The sequence below is a fragment of the Niabella terrae genome, assembly GCF_054783135.1.
In genome coordinates this window covers 182966-199839 of record NZ_BAAGRD010000003.1, presented here as the reverse complement: position 1 = coordinate 199839, position 16874 = coordinate 182966, and the positions used below count along the sequence as shown (strand labels likewise).

Here is a 16874-nt window from a genome sequence, read left to right as displayed (position 1 = left end):
ATTACTTTGTGCCGGCTTCTTTTTGTGCATCTGCCTTCATTTTTTCGTTGGCGGTAATCAAAAATTCCACCCGACGATTCTGGGCACGGCCCTCGGCAGTTTCATTCGAATATTTAGGATTGTTCAGTCCGTAACCGACCGTATTCAGCCTTTCCAGGCCAATCCCGTGTCCACTCAGGTAATTGGAGACTACAGAAGCCCTTCTTTCACTGAGGCCCTGGTTGTATTTAGCCGTACCGGTATTGTCAGTATGCCCCTGAATTTCCACATCCGTATCAGGATATTTATTCAAAATGGTTACCAGATCGTCCAAGGTGGACTGCGACTGTGCGGTCAGGGTCGCCTGATCAAATCCGAACAATACGGCGCTGCTGAATTCCACTACAATACCTTCTTCCACACGTTCTACTTTCGCACCGGGCACTTCCTGTTTGATTTCTTCCGCCTGCTTGTCCATTTTTTTACCGATTATAGCACCGGCGGTGCCACCCACAGCTGCACCGATGATGGCGCCCATTGCGGTATTACCGGTAGCTTTACCAATTACGGCGCCGACAGCAGCTCCGCCACCAACGCCGATGGCAGCGCCTTTCTGAGTTCTGTTCATACTATCACAGCCGGCAAGCAGCAGGCCTGAGAAAGCAGTAGCAAATAAGGTTGTTTGTAAAAATTTCATTGTATGAGTTTTTAATTAACCACCTATGGACAAAATATGTGCCAATTGGCAGTGATGCAGCTAAGAGGGCGGCAAAAAGAAAAAGGTTGTCTCATCGACAACCTTTTTAATATGAATAAGTTAAGTATTACTAATTATTGGCTGGTTCCGCTACAGGCGCCGCATCGGCCGCTTCAGTAGCCTCCGCAGCTGGTGTCACCAGCACTTCCTCAACTACTTTATCCAACACATAAGTCGTTCCTTTATTCGCTTTTTTGGCGGCTTTTTTCGACTTTACTGCTGTTTCGTCTGCAACTTCGGGAGTTACAGTCAGGGAATCTGCTGCGGCAATTTCGGGAAAGACCTCAGTCGGATTCTCCTCATTGTATTTCGTGCCGACATGGATATATAATTTTCTGGAAACCGTGTCCAGTAACAAGGTGCCCTCATCCAGTGATTTTCCGGAGAATCTGGAAGCAGCCTTATCGGTTGTTTCTGCCGTAGCCGCTGTTACTGAATCCGCAGCCGCCTCATATTCCGGCAGGTCATTCTGAAGGGTCTTCTGCGCCGGAATTTTATAAGTAGCAGGTGATACCCTTAAGTCAGCTTTAAATTTACCCTGGGGCATACCATTCACCCAAACGGTTCCCTTATTGGCATCATCACGGTATACCAGTACTTCGGAACTGGCACCCTCCTCATTCGTATAGGCATATTTACCCAATACCGGAAAGATCATCTCATCAGTAAGTTCGCCGGGCATGGGCAATAATTCTTTGGGAGCGGGTTTGTAATTTTTGGGAACTTCAGGTGTGGTCGACACCTGTGCAAATGTGGTACCGTAAACTGTCGCTGCAAGGACCACTGTCAGTAAGAAATTCTTTTTCATTCGTTTTATTTTTTTGTAACCTGAAAAATCCCGATGTCTACCGGCCTGATATTTACGTTTGAGGGCTGCATTTGGAATGTCGGGAAGCCCGCCGGATGCTTTGAGACGCTATTGCCAAAGAAATTATTATGCCAAAAATTTCTATGTAGCGGATAAACCTTTATTTTACAGATCAGTTATCATAGATAAGCATTGGGGTTCAGCAATCAATTAGCCCAAAAAAGGAGTAGTATCAATTTGGAAAACAATCATTTAGACTATATTTCAGTCAACGGTGCCCGGGTCCATAATCTGAAAAATATCGACATTTCGATTCCTAAAAACGAACTGGTCGTTATCACCGGTATCAGCGGAAGCGGTAAATCTTCCCTGGCTTTCGATACCATATATTCAGAGGGGCAACGCCGATATATGGAGACTTTTGGCGCTTATGCCCGGCAGTTTATCGGCGACATGGAAAGACCCGAAGTCGACCAGATCACCGGCCTGTCTCCGGTCATTTCGATTGAGCAGAAAACGACAAATAAAAATCCCCGTTCTACGGTGGGTACGGTCACCGAAGTCTATGATTTTTTCCGTCTGCTGTTTGCCCGTGTCGGCGAGGCCTATTCCTATAATACCGGCAAAAAAATGGTCAAATGGAGTGAAGAAGAGATTGTTGACAATATTTACGAGCGTTTTTTCAACCAGAAGATCAACCTGCTGGCGCCGCTGGTAAGGGGCCGGAAGGGCCATTACCGGGAATTGTTTGAAGAAGTCCGGAAAAAAGGCTACCTGAAAGTGCGGGTGGACGGTACCATCAGGGACCTGACGCCCAAAATGCAGGTCGACCGTTATAAAATTCATGACATTGAACTGGTGGTAGACCGGCTCCAGGTAACTGCCGAGCTCAAACCCCGGTTGAGCCAGAGTGTACAGGAAGCATTGAGACTGGGCAAGGACCTGATTTTCGTCGCCCCCCTGGATCCACCGGATGCCCTGGCCTCCTATTCCAAAATGCTGATGTGTGAGGATACAGGTATCAGCTATGAGGAACCTTCCCCCAATTCATTCTCCTTTAATTCTCCTTATGGGGCCTGTCCGCACTGCCGGGGACTGGGTGTCAGCTCGGTCATCAGCATGGACGCAGTACTGCCGGACCTGGGCAAAACGGTAAAGGAAGGTGGCATTGTGCCGCTGGGCGAACAACGGACTGCCAGTGTCTACCAGCAGGTGGAAAGTTTTGCCAAAAAACACAAGATTTCCCTGGCCAAACCCCTCGGTGAACTCACCCAGGCGCAACGGGATCTGCTGCTTTATGGCGATGGGGATGCCCTGCAGACCCTGGATCTGGATGGTACCGATACCTCTATTCCGGTCTATTATACGGGCAGTTATGAGGGCATTATTCCCATGCTGAAGCGCTGGTATCTTTCCACCAACAGCAATGAAAGTCTGCGGGACTGGGTGGAACAGTTTATGGAACTACAGCCCTGTCCGGCCTGTGAGGGCCAACGCCTGAAAAAGGAAAGTTTATGGTTTAAGATCGACGGCAAGAATATCGCCTGGCTGAGCAACCTGAATCTGGATAACCTGTCGGCCTGGCTGGATGGAATTGAACTCCGGCTGAGTAAAAAACAGAATGCCATTGCCCGGGACATCCTCAAGGAAATCCGGGAAAGACTGGGCTTCCTGCTGGATGTCGGTCTTACGTATTTATCCCTGAACCGTCCCAGCCGAACCTTAAGTGGCGGCGAATCACAACGTATCCGACTGGCCACACAGATTGGCTCCCAGCTGCAAGGCATCACTTATATACTCGATGAACCTTCCATCGGGCTCCATCAGCGGGACAATCACCGGTTGATCGATTCCCTTCGAAATCTGAAAAATATCGGCAATAGTGTGCTGGTCGTGGAGCATGATAAAGACATTATGCTGGCGGCCGATTACCTCATTGATATCGGTCCTAAAGCCGGCCTGCATGGTGGGCAGGTAGTGGCCCAGGGCAGCCCCAAACAGATTCTCAAACTGGATACCATTACCGCAGGCTACCTCAATGGTCATTTAAAAATAGATACGCCGGCCAGCCGCCGGGAAGGCAACGGCAAGTTCATTGAATTAAAAGGTGTGAGTGGCAATAACCTGCAACAGGTATCGGTGAAGTTTCCACTAGGCAAAATGATCCTGGTTACCGGCGTCAGCGGTAGCGGCAAGTCTACCCTTATTAATGAAACCCTCTACCCCATTCTGAGCAACCACTGCTTCCCCGCTTCCAAAATGCAGCCCATGCCCTATAAGTCGGTCAAAGGGCTGGAGCATATTGACAAGGTCGTGGAAATTGATCAGTCACCGATCGGCCGGACCCCACGCAGCAATCCCGCTACCTATTGTGGGTTCTTTACGGATATCCGCAGTCTGTTTGCGTCCGTACCCGAAGCCAAGATAAGGGGCTACAATGCAGGACGGTTCTCCTTCAATGTGAAAACCGGCAGATGCGAAGTCTGCGAAGGTGGTGGTATGCGGGTCATTGAAATGAATTTTCTGCCGGATGTGTATGTACCCTGCGAAAAATGTAATGGTAAAAGGTACAACCGGGAGACCCTGGAAATCCGTTATAAGGGGAAATCGATTTCCGATGTGCTGGAAATGACTGTGGATGAGGCGGTAGCCTTTTTCCAGGCAGTACCTTCCATCTATCGAAAAATAAAAACCCTGCAGGATGTCGGACTGGGTTATATCACTTTAGGACAGAGCGCCGTCACTTTAAGCGGCGGCGAAGCGCAGCGGGTAAAACTCAGTACCGAACTTTCCAAAAAAGACACCGGCAAGACTTTTTATATCCTGGACGAGCCCACCACCGGTCTTCATTTTGAAGACATCAAACAGCTCCTGAAAGTGCTGGATAAACTTACTGATCGTGGCAATACCGTTCTGATCATCGAGCATAATATGGATGTCATAAAAGTGGCCGATCATGTCATCGATCTGGGGCCCGAAGGGGGCGACGGCGGCGGTCGCATCCTTTTTGAAGGCAGCCCCGAAGCACTGGTAAAAAGCAAAGACAGCTATACCGGTCAGTACCTGAAAGCCGAGCTCTGATTCCAAAATAGTTATGGAAACAAACAGGGGCCCTGGGCCGGGGAAAAGTGCTGGCGGACAGTCCGTGGGCTTACCTGAATGTGGAAATGCCCGCAGTTCCGGCAATCAGGGAACTGAACAGTACACCGGCCACCACGCCCATTAATACCATATAGATTGCCCAACTGACCAGGATATAGACCACAATATAAATCACTTTCTGATCCTCAGGCGTCTTTTTCATCGGCGTCAGCCCCAGGTAAAACAAATAGATACTGTAAACCGCTCCGGCCAATGCCAGCAATCCGCCGAGAAAGGGAATAAAGGAGAACAGGCTGGCTACATAGCCGGCAGTACCGGCATAAGCCACCAGTTGTGCGGAACGATTCAAGTTCTTTTCAGATTTAAAACTGGGGGCCAGCGCATCAATGATATAGGTGGCAATGACAAAAACCACGATGGTCGCCAGCACCGCAAACAGGGTATAGGCGATTCCGTAGGTAAAACCAAAGATGGAAGAAAAAACAATATACTTCAGGAAATTGGCCAGTCCTGCCAGCAGAGAAAGCGGGATAACATAACCCGTCAGCAGGCTTTGCAGGGTTGCTTCTTCGGCTTTAATTTTTTCCCATTCCAGTTTGGGTTCGGTGAGGATGTTTTTGACCCGGTCAATTAAATTCATGGCAATTCAAGGTTTGTTTTTAGTGAAATAAAGGGGGTAGACTGCTTAAAATTATGTCTTTTGCCGCAAAAAACCTTTCCGGACGCCTCCCGAATTCTAGGTAGCGAGAGGATTGCAGGCTTGCCTGCTGCGACCGGCAGGCTAACAGATGCCATTACCCGGTGATCCTTATGATCCCATGACCGGGTATCGGGCATTAATTTGCAAAATTGCAACCTTTAAACTACGGCTTTTGTTATTTGTAATGTATATTTGAACATTAATTAAATTACATCATGACACATTTTGAACTACTGGGGGCCTTGGGTACCAATGAAATTATCATCATCATGGTAATTGTGCTGTTATTATTTGGAGGCCGTAAAATTCCGGAACTGATGAGAGGTCTGGGTAAGGGTGTTCGCGAATTCAACGATGCCAAAGACAATGTAAAGAAAGAAATCGAAGAGAGCGCCAACAATATTACCAGCGAACCGAAGCAGGCGCAATAGTCCGCGCTTCGGGCAGCTTTTTACGCAGCCCCGACAACATTCTGTTGACAACCATTCGAGCTGTCATGAACTGAATTTTACCGTTTTTTATTCAGAACAGGCAGTTATTTACTACAATTTCAGTTCCTAAAGTTCATCAATTGCCGGATTTTACTTCTATTGCCGATTACCACCAACAAATTCAGGAAGGCCGGACCTGCTGTACTGACACGGTACAACAGTACCTGGAAAAGATCCGTGCACAGGCACATTTAAACGCATTCGTCGAAGTATTTGATACCGAAGCCCTCACACGGGCGGCGGAATTGGATCAGCAACCCGTAAAAGGCCGGCTGCACGGTGTCGTCATTGGCATTAAAGATGTGATCTGTTATAAGGACCATGGTCTGACGGCAGCTTCCAGGATGCTGAAAGGGTTTGAATCGGTTTTTTCTGCTACGGCAGTAGAGCGATTGCTCGCGGAAGGCGCCATTATCATCGGCCGGTTGAACTGTGATGAATTTGCCATGGGTTCCACCAATGAGAATTCAATTTACGGCAAGGTACTGAACGCAGCAGATGAGACCCGGATTTCCGGTGGTTCTTCGGGTGGATCTGCCGTTGCCGTCCAGGCAGGTCTCTGTATGGCTTCACTGGGTAGTGATACCGGCGGTTCAGTTCGACAACCCGCAGATTTCTGTGGCATCGTTGGCCTCAAACCCACTTACGGAAGAATTTCCCGTTACGGCCTGATTGCCTATGCCTCTTCTTTTGACCAGATCGGCATTTTTTCTAACAATATGCCTGATGCCGCCCTCCTGCTGGAAGTAATGGCGGGTCCTGATGATTTTGACAGTACGGTTTCCCAGGAACCCGTGCCCGCCTATTCCCGATCACTGGAATCCGTTCGACCGCGGCGCATCGCTTATTTTCCCGAAGCATTGGAGCATCCGGGCCTGGATCCACATATTGCCACCCAACTCAAAACCCAACTGGAAACCTGGAAAACGGAAGGACATCAGGTCGAGGCCGTTCCTTTTGATTTGCTGGATTATATCGTCCCTGCCTATTATATCCTGACCACCGCAGAAGCAACTTCTAACCTTTCCCGGTATGACGGGGTTAAATACGGCTACCGGGCTGCCGGGCCGGCAACGGACCTGGATCTGTTTTATCAGAAAAACCGTTCCGAAGGATTTGGCTGGGAAGTGAAACGCCGGATCATGTTGGGCAATTTTGTATTGAGCTCCGGCTATTATGATGCGTATTTCACCCAGGCGCAAAAAGTTAGGAATTTATTAACAAAAAAAATACAGCTGATTTTCAAGGACTTCGATTTTTTATGCCTGCCAACCGCCCCATCAGTGGCCTTTAAGATCGGTGAAAAGATGGCCGACCCAGTCGCCATGTATGTCGCTGATATTTATACAGTTATAGCCAACCTCACCGGAATCCCCGCCATCTCGGTCCCCCTGTTCAAGCATCCGGAAAATGCAATGCCCTTTGGTATTCAATTACTTGCGTCTCATTTTAATGAGTTATCTTTGCTCTCTTTTGGTCACACTATTTTATCAAAATAATCGTTTAATATACACTTTAACTACTACCAGGCCGTATTGTCAGAAAATTGACTTCATCAAAAAACCTTAGTAATTAAAATGACCCTTCGCAAAGAAAAAGCCTTAAGGAAATTAGGACTTGTTGCTGTTCTGGCATCGTTGCATGCTGTCGGCATGGCACAGGTCAGTCCGCTGGTGGTTACTGCGCCTGCGGCAGCACCCACTAGTGAAGTCCGGAAAGCCGATCCCAAAGCCAGTTTCAAAAATCTTTATGAGAAGGCTTCTGCAAAATCAGAGGCTTTCAAGGGTATCGATATCGAGCACCTCAACCCACAGGCCATTAGTTTTGTAGAAGACTATATCCTGAAGCATGCCGAGAGCCTGAAAGAATTACAAAGTTGGGGCCGCCCCTATTTTGATATGATGGATGATGTGCTGAGCCAGAATCATATTCCGGTACAGTTAAAATACCTGGCGGTCATCGAATCCCATCTGAAAGCTACTGCTGTTTCCTGGGCAGGTGCCGTAGGTCCCTGGCAACTGATGCCTGCTACCGCCCGCGGACTGGGACTTCAGGTGAGCCGCAGAGTGGATGAACGTAGAAATTACCTGAAAAGCACCCGTGCGGCCAGTAAATACCTGAACTATCTGTTTGATATTTATGGTGACTGGTTGCTGGTAGTCGCCGCTTATAATTGCGGACCGGGTCGGGTTAATTCCGCAATCGCTAAAGCCGGCACCAGTAATTTCTGGAAATTACAGAATTACCTGCCAACGGAAAGCCGCAATCACGTTAAGAAATTTATTGCCACGCATTATATCATGGAGGGGAAAGGTGGTATCACTACTGTTTCCAAAGAGAAAGCGCTGGCCATGATGGCGACCATTAAAGACGAAGTCACGGATGCTGATATCAAAGTACAGACCATCAGCGGACGTTATAATTCCAAAGCTATTATCAAGCAGTTGGAAATGGAAGCTGAGGACTTTGATAAACTAAATCCCAATCTGGATAAAGTACTGGCAAGTAACAGCACTTATCAGTTAAAGCTACCGGTGGATAAAATGGAACAGTTCATATCCAAGAAAAATGAAATGCTCAACGAATCCATCCAGATGCTGCTGGACCCGGAATACAGAAATTAAAAAGTTACCGTACAATATACGATTACCGCTCCCCACAGGAGCGGTTTTTTATGTCCCTTGCCCCCATTTACGCAGTATGTCCGTATGGGTGAAATTGCAGCCGGTACCTGTTTAAAAGGTGCAACGGCCTGCACCGATTGCCAGAAACCTATGCCGGCCGGCCGGCGTTCTTTAAGACCAAAGTCGCCACCGCAGCCAATGCCTGTCCCGTCGGTCCCCTCGCTGATTCCTGCTTTTTGATCCTCCCTGGACTGCAATCTGTCCCCGTAGCGCGGAGCTTAGGAACAACCCTCCTTCGGGAGAACCACCTTCAATTCATCGCAATATTATTGTGCGGTTTCGGTTATAATGGGCCAGACAACAAAGAGTGAACTACCCATTGGCTAAAGACCAATGGGCTTCGTGTTTCACAGCGATTTGCTTACTGCTCCGAGGAGTTAGAAGTCTTACTATCACTCCACACGTGTACTCGCAAGTACCTTACGAGGTTTTTACATCTTATACTGATGTTGCAAATATACTATATTATACAAAAAAACAATTTTGTGCCTAACATCCCAAAAGCTAAAGACTTTTGGGTTTTACGGCACAGTTTATATAAAAAAAATCCCGCCGGGAGGCGGGATTGTATCATTTCTAAAATTACTCATCCGTTAATAACCGTCGGTTACCTGGAAGGTGATGGGCTGCTTACGGAAGGCTTTTACTTCCTTACCATTCTGAATCGCAGGTTTCCATCTACCGGATTTTTTAATAACCCGCATGGCTTCCTGCTCCATCCCGTATCCAACTTTAGTCAGCGCTTTTACATCACTCACATTTCCGGCTACATCCACAATGAATTGAATAATAACCGTATGGTTACCGGGAGGTGCGCCGTTATCTACTGCTACCTGACCGTCCAGATTCCTTTCCAGGAAACTTCTCCAGTTACCCGGATACTGGGCGTCTACTTCCACTTTGGTAAATACTTCAGGTTCCTTTTCCACCGGTTTGGCTTCTACCAGCCCTTTACCCGCATCCACAGCGGCCGGGGGGGTAACGATCCCAATATCCTTGATACCTTCCTGATTGATGGTACCAATTTTGGTTTCTTTGAGTTCTTCCACGGCGGGTGGCGGTTCCTTTACTTCCTCATCCTTTACAATCTTGGGAGGCGTAAAGGCCTTCATCTCGATTTTGGGCGGAGGGGCCTGTTTGGGCGGAGGGGGTGGCGGCGGCGGTGGCGGCTCTTCCTTGGGCTGCTCCTGCTTGATGTCCGCGATGGTAACTTCGTTAATCTTTACCGCATCAGCATCATTCTTTTTGAATTGACTCTGGAGAACTATGATGCCTACAATCGCTACCAGAGCGAGAGCGGTAATTCCCAGCGCCAACCAAAGCCGTTTCTTATAGGTCCTGCGAAGTTCGTAAGCCCCATAACTTTTATTCCGGCCTTCAAAAAGAAGATCCAAAAAGTCGGTACTCAAAATTTTGTTGGCTTCCATTATCTTTTAGTTTGTTATTGATAAGATGCGCAGCAGTGCGGATTCCACACAGCCGGCACCTGCTTTTTTAATTTGCCGGAGCCTCGGTCGTACTTGCCGCAGGCGCTGCACCTTCTGATACTGTTATAAGCTCTTTTTCCTGTTCAAAGGGCTCCAGTAATGCATAACGGGCTACTTTGTTAATGGTCATCTCATCCAGCAGATCGATCACATTCTTGTAATTTGCTTCTTCTGTTGGTTTGATCAGTACAAAGAAATCCTTCTGCTTACAGCTATTGGGGTCCTTTCCTTTCTGACGGGCCTCGGCTTCGCAGGCTGCGTCGGTGACATAAGCGGACTCTACCTGCTCCTTTTTCTTGATGATCTCCGTACGAATCTCCTTAAAACTGGAGGATTTAAAGTTGCTGCCGTCCGGCAGTAACTCTCCCTCGTAATAGAAAAGATTATTGTCCTTGCCGATCATAATAGTCAGGGCACCGGATTGTTTGACCTTGGTCTCCTCTTCCTTTTTTTCAGTATCCTTCGGCATATTGAGATCCATGGTCGTCGGATTACTCATTGTCGAAGTAAAGATAAAGAAGGTAATCAGCAGGAACCCGAGATCTACCATCGGCGTCATATCCACCCGGGTACTCAGCTTTTTGGCTTTTTTCACGCCGGGGCCTTTCTTGTGGCCACCTCCGCCGTCACCGGTATCTAAACTTGCCATATTATCTTAAGTTTTAGAATTAAAAAACTAATATTATTTGGTGGAACTGTTACGTTCTTTCCATAATTCCGTGCCCTCGGGAGCGCCTTCAGGCATGGTGACCAGATTGTATTTCTGTTCATCATTCTTTTTCAACGCCTCGATTACTGCTTTAAAAGCCGGGTACTTGGATACATTATCCCCTTTGATCAGGTATTTCAGTGTCTGACCTGAAAAAGTCGTACGGGCCGCTGCGATCCAGTAATACAACTCATTGTTAGCGGAATCTTTCACCGGAATACCTTCCTGAACGAAATCGGCCTTCTGCTCCTTGGTCAGGTCCAGAAATCCGCCCAGTTTACTGAAGGGCACCCCGATCATGTCTCCTGAAAAATACTTGGCAGCCTGGGCTTCCGTTACCGGAATATTCCGGGCTTTGGCCGCACTGATAATGATCTCTTTGGCTTTTTCCGGCTCATTGGCAGCCATAATGGAAAAATACACCTTATCATCCTTGTCAATGCTGATCATGACCGCATTATTCTCCGGTAATTTTTGTGAAGACACCGAATTGGGCGTTTCGATCGGAACCGCTTCCGGTGGTTTAAATTTTGTAGCCATGATAAAGAACGACAGGATCAGGAACGCGATGTCCACAAAGGGCGTCATGTCCGTTTCCGTCGACTTTTTGGCTATCTGAACTTTAGGCATATAAACTCTTTTTTGATAGTGACGAAATAATGCCGGTTTTCCATAAAACCGTCTTCCTGCTTTATAAATTATTTATATAAAGAAGCGAAGGACTGGGTTAAAGTGAAACCAGATTCATCAATACCATAAGTAATGCTGTCGATTCTTGTAGTCAACATATTGTAGAAAATCAGGGCCAATGCTGATGTACCGATACCTAATGCCGTGTTATACAGGGCTTCAGAGATACCTACCGCCAGTGCACTGGAATCTCCACCACCACCAGACTCACCTAAGGCAGCAAATGAACGGATCATACCCATTACCGTACCTAACAGGGCGATCAGGGTACCGCAGGATACAATCGTAGAAAGGAAAACCAGGTTTTTCTGCAGCATCGGCAGTTCCAGTGCAGTAGCTTCTTCCACTTCTTTTTGAATGGCGATCACTTTCTGCTCTGTATCCAGACCGGTTTCGTTAATCATTTCTTTATAGCGACGCAGGCCGGCTTTCATTACATTGCCTACGGAACCTTTTTGCTTATCACATTCAGCAATTGCAGCGTCCACATTTTTGTTGGCCAGCTGATACTGTATTTTGCGAATGAAATTGCTGATATTCCCTTTGCCCAGGGCTTTGGAAATGGTCATGAACCTTTCAATGGCAAATACAATGGTCATTAACAGCATACCGATCAGCAGGGGTACGATGATACCACCTTCATAAATTCTGTGAAAGGCATCCTTAGGACCTAAGTGATGGGGCCAAAAACCTCCTGCCTGATCGGGAGACTCAAATCCTGACGGATTTCCCATACCAAACCTCCAGATACAATAACCTGCCACTATACATAAAATTGGTGCGATCCATGATATTGCATTGCTGCTCTTTTTAGGTTGCACAGATGTTGTTGCCGCCGCTCCCGGCTTAGCTTGATTTTCAGCCATGATCTTAGTTTTTTTAGTTTTTTAAATATTAAGCTTGAGAAAATAGATTACAATTCTAACAAAAAAAAAATTAGAACAAAATTTTTATTTGTTATTTTTTTTATGTTTTTGGTACATAGTCAAATCCGCTCCAATTAATGATGGCCACTCCGGTCGCCTGAAAAGCAAGTCTGATCGTTCATTCCATAGAATATGAATCGTCTCTTCTTCGGGTGAAATTAGGAAATTTATCGATCAAATATACTTTTTCATTCATTTATTTTGTGTTGTAAAAATCGTTGCAAATGCGCATTTTACTCATATCTCAGCGCATCTATCGGGTTGAGTTTGCCCGCTTTAAGCGCGGGGTATAATCCAGCCAGCAGTCCCACGATACTGCAGATAATAATTCCGTATAATATCCAGCCCCAGGGTACAACGAACCCGGTTTGAAGAATCAGTGCGAAACTGTTACCAATCAGAATGCCCAGCAGTATTCCGAGAATGGCACCTAAAAGACTGATAATAACGGCTTCCAGCAGGAACTGTCTTTTTACCGCACTACTTTTACCTCCGATGGCTTTGATCAGGCCTACTTCCTTGGTGCGCTCCGCCACACTGACCAGCATGATATTCATCAGACCGATCGCTGCCCCAATCAGGGTAATCATTCCGATTACGGTGGCCGAAATCGTCAGAAAACCCAGACTGTTCATGGCGCGTTCCACCATCGAGTCACTTTTATCCAGTACAAAATTGCTCTCTTCCGTAATGGCAATCCGGCGCACCCCCCGAAACAGGGACTCGGCCGCGCCCATGGCTTCATTCATCGAAGAAATCTGCGGTATTTTTACAGCCAGTACATAAGAGGTATTACTGCCCAGAAAATGCTGAACCAGATTGCGGTACCCCAGTATGGCCATATTGTCGCGGCTGAAACCGAAGGTGGAACCCCGGCTTTCCAGCACACCGGTTACCCGGTAAGGCAGGTTGTTGATTCTGATGGTTTTGCCCACAGCCCTGGTCACGGGTTCTCCATAACATTTTTTCGCTACATCATAACCAATAATGCAGAGATTCTGTCCGTTACGGACTTCCTGCAGGGTCAGGTTCCGTCCGCTGAGCAGCTTGTAGCCATTCAGTTCGAGGTAATTTTCATCGCCGCCAAAGAGCATCACATTGGGATTGGTTTTCTTATTGCGATAGGACAATGTATTGGAACGGCTGCCAAAAACAGACAACCCCGTAATGGCCCCAGGGAAATGGTAATTGGCGATAAAATACTCTGCCTGATCCCGGGTAATAAAACGGTCCAGATTGGATTTTTTTGCCTTCTTGCCTTTCTTGGATACGGTTAGTTCCCGCCCGCCGCCGTTCCGCAATTCACTTTCCTTAAAACGGATGGTAAAGGCATTGGCACCCATACTGGCAAAGCTCTCGGTGAATTTCTGGTTCATGGCTTTGATGGCCGTGATAATCCCCACCAGCGCCATAATTCCGAATGCAATAATAGCGACCGTCAGCGCCGTACGTAATGCATTGCTTTTAACGGTACGAAAAGCCAGGAAAAAACTGTCAGCTAACCTCATGGCATCAAAAATGTAGTTCGTAAAGCTAAGGCCGCAGGCGGGTAAATACAAATTTAATTGATCCCCTGATATACAGGTCCTTCCCACCGGCCCGGCGGTTAAAGGCAGCCGGATTACAAACAGGATGCGCCAGGAACTTTAGAAATACAACCAGTGCAGTAAAGTCTGCGGAAAGGTACCGATCAGCAGGATCAGTATACAGATCGCCACAAGGGTATATCTTTCAAATGCGGCAGTAGGCAGGGAATGATCGGGACCTTCCTTAAAGTACATGGCCTGGATAACCCGAAAATAATAATAGGCGCTTACGGCCGCCATCAGGACGGCAAAGATCACCAGCCATATATGATGACCGGTAGCCACAGCTGCCTTTAACATGTAAAACTTACCCAGGAAACCTGCTGTAAGGGGTATACCCGCCAGTGACAACAGAAAGATGGTTGCGGTGAGCGCCAACAGCGGGCGGTGTCTGGACAGGCCGTTGAAACCTTCATAACTGTAATCCGACATCTTGGTCAGTACCGCAAAAATACCAATGGTTGCCAGGCAGTAGGCTGCTGCATACAGGGCCAGTCCTTCCCTCCCGGCATCCCCGCCGGCATAGAGGGCAAACAGCAGGAAACCCGCCTGTGAAATACTGGAATAGGCCAGCATCCGCTTGACGCTTTGCTGAAAGACCGCCGTAATATTACCGATGAATAAAGTAGCGGCAATCAGCAGGGCGACCCAAAGCTGCCAGGCTTCCGCGAGTCTGCCGAACACATCCAGGAACAGGCGCATGAAACCCGCAAACACGGCAACTTTTACGATGGTTGCCATAAAAGAAGTAAATACGGTAGGCGCCCCATCGTACACATCGGGGGTCCAGAAATGAAAAGGCGCAATAGAAACCTTAAAGCTCATGGAAAACAGCAACAGGAGCATACCCGCTACCTGCAGTCCGGAATCCGGATGCAGGGTAAAATTCATGTTGGAAATGGTAAAAGTCCCCTGGGATCCATAGATCAGCGCAATGCCCAGCAGCATGATGCCGGTGGAAAAGGACCCCATCAGAAAATACTTGAGGGCCGCTTCGTTACTTTTGAGATTGGATTTATCTGAACCGGTGAGAATATACAGGGGGATGGAAATAATTTCTATGCCCAAAAACAGCGTCAGCAAAGAAGTAAAACTGATCGTGAGCGCCACGCCAGCCATGATGAAAAAAATCAATGCCAGGTAATCTGCCAGGTTACGGCCGACTTTTTCCATATCGTTGACCGTAACGATCAGAAAGATCAGGGTAGCGAAAAGGGTAATACCATTAAAAAACAGGGCATAGCTGTCAAAGGACATAAAGGCGGATACATCGAAATGAAAAAAACGAATGCCCCGCATTTCCATGCAGTTGACAATTAACAGTAAGGCCATAGCCACAATGGCCAGTACCTTTATGGGGGCACTTTTCTTCAGCAGCACACCGCTAAACATCATCACCACACCAAATATTGCAGACAGTACTAATGCGTTCATACTTTTTTGCTTATTGCTTCTTTAAAAGAGGAAGCACATCGGAATGTTTTAAAATTGAATTTGTTATTGATTCAAAAGAATCCAGCAGGTGCTGGGGATAAATACCCGCCACCAGGATGATTACCACGATGATACCCAGGATCACTTTCTCATGCAGGACAATATCCGTACCCGTTGCGGTCAAAGCAGAAGTCGGTCCCAGAAATACTTTGCGGGCGAATCGCAGCGTATAGGCGGCCCCCAGTATGATGCCCACACAGGCCAATACCGTCAGCGGCAATCCGTAGCGGGTTACCGGAGAACTCAGCACCCCGTTAAACATCAGGAACTCTCCCACAAAACCGTTGGTCAACGGCAGGGCAATATTGGCCAGGGCAATGACATAGAAACAGATCGTCAGTACCGGCGCTTTGGCGGCGATCCCCCCGAGCTCACTCATTTTACGGGTTCCGAATTTCCGTTCAATTATTTCTACCACGATCCACATCCCCAGGATATTGATCCCGTGGGCAAACATCTGAAACAGGGCGCCCTGGATCGAAGATTCCGTCTCTGCAAATACGGCCAGACAGATCAGGCTGATATGCGCAATCGAGGAATAGGCTACCAGCCTTTTCATATCGTCCTGACGCAGGGCGATCAGCGATGCGTATATAATCCCGATCACGGCCATGGTGGAGATGGTATCACCCCATAAATAGGATCCCATGGGCAATACCGGCAATAACCAGCGCAACAGACCCAATACCCCCATTTTTACCATGATGCCACTGAGTACCATGGTTGCCGCGGTAGGCGATTGTTCATAGGTATCGGGCTGCCAGCTGTGGAAAGGGAAAATGGGCATCTTTATCGCAAATGCAACAAAGAACAGCCAGAACAGCCGGCTTTGCACCTTCCAGTCCAGACCGGAATTGTAAAATGCCGAAATATCAAAGGACTGGGTTTTGGAATAAATATATAAGATGCCGATAAGCATCAGCAGGGAACCCGCAAACGTGTATACAAAGAATTTAAAAGTGACTTTAATCCGTCGGGGGCCGCCCCACTGGGAACAGATAAAATAAACGGGTATCAGGGCCAGCTCCCAGAAGAAATAAAACAGCAGCGCATCCATGGCCAGGAATACCCCCATCAGGCCCGCCTGACAAAGCAGCATCAGCCCCAGAAAATTCCGGGCTTTCCGGTAAGAAGTCGTCCAGGTGGACAGGAAGATCAGGGGATAAGAAATGGCCGTCAGCATACAAAGCATGGATCCCATCCCGTCCGCGGCACTGATGGAAAAACTACTGTTTAAGATGCCCATCCAGTCACCCTGGAAACGCAGCAACGCGGAATCCCTGTAACAGGTAAAACCAATAATGGCCACGATGAAAGTCAAGATGGCACAGAATAGTGACCAGGTTCTGGCTGCCTGTTCCTTTTTAATCAGGAAGGTACTGATGCCCCCCAGAAGCGGAATGAATATCAACAATAATGCGATCATACGAATCTTAAATTCAAAATTTCAAATCCCAACAT

The 16874-nt window shown here is 47.6% G+C and carries 14 protein-coding genes; 4 read left to right on the top strand and 10 right to left on the bottom strand.

Features of this window, described 5'->3' with window-relative positions; all coding sequences use genetic code 11:
* Position 1: 1 nt before the first annotated feature.
* The gene (locus tag ACYVI9_RS03665; RefSeq protein ID WP_460760827.1) at positions 2 to 676 is read right to left on the bottom strand and encodes an OmpA family protein; all 675 of its coding nucleotides are present in this window, start codon (positions 674 to 676) and stop codon (positions 2 to 4) included.
* 130 nt (positions 677 to 806) lie between these two features.
* Complete coding sequence (locus ACYVI9_RS03660; protein ID WP_460760824.1) at positions 807 to 1544, bottom strand: hypothetical protein; 738 nt, start codon at positions 1542 to 1544, stop codon at positions 807 to 809.
* A gap of 237 nt (positions 1545 to 1781) precedes the next feature.
* On the opposite strand from ACYVI9_RS03660, the gene uvrA reads away from it, so the two are divergent.
* Entirely contained in the window at positions 1782 to 4625 is a 2844-nt protein-coding gene (gene uvrA, locus ACYVI9_RS03655; RefSeq protein ID WP_460760821.1) for an excinuclease ABC subunit UvrA, read from the top strand.
* A 70-nt stretch (positions 4626 to 4695) separates the two neighbouring features.
* On the opposite strand, the gene ACYVI9_RS03650 is transcribed toward uvrA, so the two are convergent.
* A complete protein-coding gene (locus ACYVI9_RS03650; protein WP_460760819.1) occupies positions 4696 to 5286 on the bottom strand; it encodes a Yip1 family protein in 591 nt (196 codons plus the stop codon).
* Positions 5287 to 5561: 275 nt separating this feature from the next.
* Here ACYVI9_RS03650 and ACYVI9_RS03645 point away from each other — a divergent pair, with 275 nt between their 5' ends.
* The 3 genes from ACYVI9_RS03645 (at position 5562) to ACYVI9_RS03635 (ending at position 8461) form a co-directional block, all read left to right on the top strand.
* Positions 5562 to 5777: a Sec-independent protein translocase subunit TatA/TatB gene (locus tag ACYVI9_RS03645; protein WP_460760816.1), complete on the top strand. Its 216-nt coding sequence runs from the start codon at positions 5562 to 5564 to the stop codon at positions 5775 to 5777.
* Positions 5778 to 5917: 140 nt separating this feature from the next.
* Entirely contained in the window at positions 5918 to 7336 is a 1419-nt protein-coding gene (gatA, locus tag ACYVI9_RS03640) for an Asp-tRNA(Asn)/Glu-tRNA(Gln) amidotransferase subunit GatA (RefSeq protein WP_460760813.1), read from the top strand.
* A 78-nt stretch (positions 7337 to 7414) separates the two neighbouring features.
* A complete protein-coding gene (locus ACYVI9_RS03635) occupies positions 7415 to 8461 on the top strand; it encodes a lytic transglycosylase domain-containing protein (protein WP_460760811.1) in 1047 nt (348 codons plus the stop codon).
* 653 nt (positions 8462 to 9114) lie between these two features.
* Here the strand turns inward: ACYVI9_RS03635 and ACYVI9_RS03630 are convergent.
* The 7 genes from ACYVI9_RS03630 to ACYVI9_RS03600 all read right to left on the bottom strand — a co-directional run bounded on the left by ACYVI9_RS03630 (position 9115) and on the right by ACYVI9_RS03600 (position 16839).
* Entirely contained in the window at positions 9115 to 9948 is an 834-nt protein-coding gene (locus ACYVI9_RS03630) for an energy transducer TonB (protein WP_460760808.1), read from the bottom strand.
* Positions 9949 to 10015: 67 nt separating this feature from the next.
* On the bottom strand, positions 10016 to 10657 hold the full coding sequence (locus ACYVI9_RS03625) for an ExbD/TolR family protein (RefSeq protein WP_460760805.1): 642 nt from the start codon (positions 10655 to 10657) through the stop codon (positions 10016 to 10018).
* Positions 10658 to 10690: 33 nt separating this feature from the next.
* Complete coding sequence (locus tag ACYVI9_RS03620) at positions 10691 to 11347, bottom strand: ExbD/TolR family protein (RefSeq protein ID WP_460760803.1); 657 nt, start codon at positions 11345 to 11347, stop codon at positions 10691 to 10693.
* Positions 11348 to 11415: 68 nt separating this feature from the next.
* On the bottom strand, positions 11416 to 12273 hold the full coding sequence (locus tag ACYVI9_RS03615; protein WP_460760800.1) for a MotA/TolQ/ExbB proton channel family protein: 858 nt from the start codon (positions 12271 to 12273) through the stop codon (positions 11416 to 11418).
* A gap of 293 nt (positions 12274 to 12566) precedes the next feature.
* Positions 12567 to 13841, bottom strand: coding sequence for an ABC transporter permease (locus tag ACYVI9_RS03610; protein ID WP_460760798.1), 1275 nt, complete (start codon positions 13839 to 13841; stop codon positions 12567 to 12569).
* A 138-nt stretch (positions 13842 to 13979) separates the two neighbouring features.
* On the bottom strand, positions 13980 to 15353 hold the full coding sequence (locus ACYVI9_RS03605; protein WP_460760795.1) for an NADH-quinone oxidoreductase subunit N: 1374 nt from the start codon (positions 15351 to 15353) through the stop codon (positions 13980 to 13982).
* A 10-nt stretch (positions 15354 to 15363) separates the two neighbouring features.
* Positions 15364 to 16839 (bottom strand): complex I subunit 4 family protein, encoded by a 1476-nt coding sequence (locus tag ACYVI9_RS03600; protein ID WP_460760793.1) that lies wholly within the window; start codon positions 16837 to 16839, stop codon positions 15364 to 15366.
* Positions 16840 to 16874: the final 35 nt, after the last annotated feature.

Excerpts from the sequence above, each read along its gene's own strand:
- ACYVI9_RS03665 (WP_460760827.1), bottom strand. The coding sequence starts at position 676 with ATGAAATTTTTACAAACAACCTTATTTGCTACTGCTTTCTCAGGCCTG.
- ACYVI9_RS03600 (WP_460760793.1), bottom strand. The coding sequence starts at position 16,839 with ATGATCGCATTATTGTTGATATTCATTCCGCTTCTGGGGGGCATCAGT.
- ACYVI9_RS03605 (WP_460760795.1), bottom strand. The coding sequence starts at position 15,353 with ATGAACGCATTAGTACTGTCTGCAATATTTGGTGTGGTGATGATGTTT.
- ACYVI9_RS03630 (WP_460760808.1), bottom strand. The coding sequence starts at position 9,948 with ATGGAAGCCAACAAAATTTTGAGTACCGACTTTTTGGATCTTCTTTTT.
- ACYVI9_RS03650 (WP_460760819.1), bottom strand. The coding sequence starts at position 5,286 with ATGAATTTAATTGACCGGGTCAAAAACATCCTCACCGAACCCAAACTG.
- ACYVI9_RS03610 (WP_460760798.1), bottom strand. The coding sequence starts at position 13,841 with ATGAGGTTAGCTGACAGTTTTTTCCTGGCTTTTCGTACCGTTAAAAGC.
- ACYVI9_RS03615 (WP_460760800.1), bottom strand. The coding sequence starts at position 12,273 with ATGGCTGAAAATCAAGCTAAGCCGGGAGCGGCGGCAACAACATCTGTG.
- ACYVI9_RS03620 (WP_460760803.1), bottom strand. The coding sequence starts at position 11,347 with ATGCCTAAAGTTCAGATAGCCAAAAAGTCGACGGAAACGGACATGACG.
- ACYVI9_RS03625 (WP_460760805.1), bottom strand. The coding sequence starts at position 10,657 with ATGGCAAGTTTAGATACCGGTGACGGCGGAGGTGGCCACAAGAAAGGC.
- ACYVI9_RS03645 (WP_460760816.1), top strand. The coding sequence starts at position 5,562 with ATGACACATTTTGAACTACTGGGGGCCTTGGGTACCAATGAAATTATC.
- ACYVI9_RS03635 (WP_460760811.1), top strand. The coding sequence starts at position 7,415 with ATGACCCTTCGCAAAGAAAAAGCCTTAAGGAAATTAGGACTTGTTGCT.
- ACYVI9_RS03660 (WP_460760824.1), bottom strand. The coding sequence starts at position 1,544 with ATGAAAAAGAATTTCTTACTGACAGTGGTCCTTGCAGCGACAGTTTAC.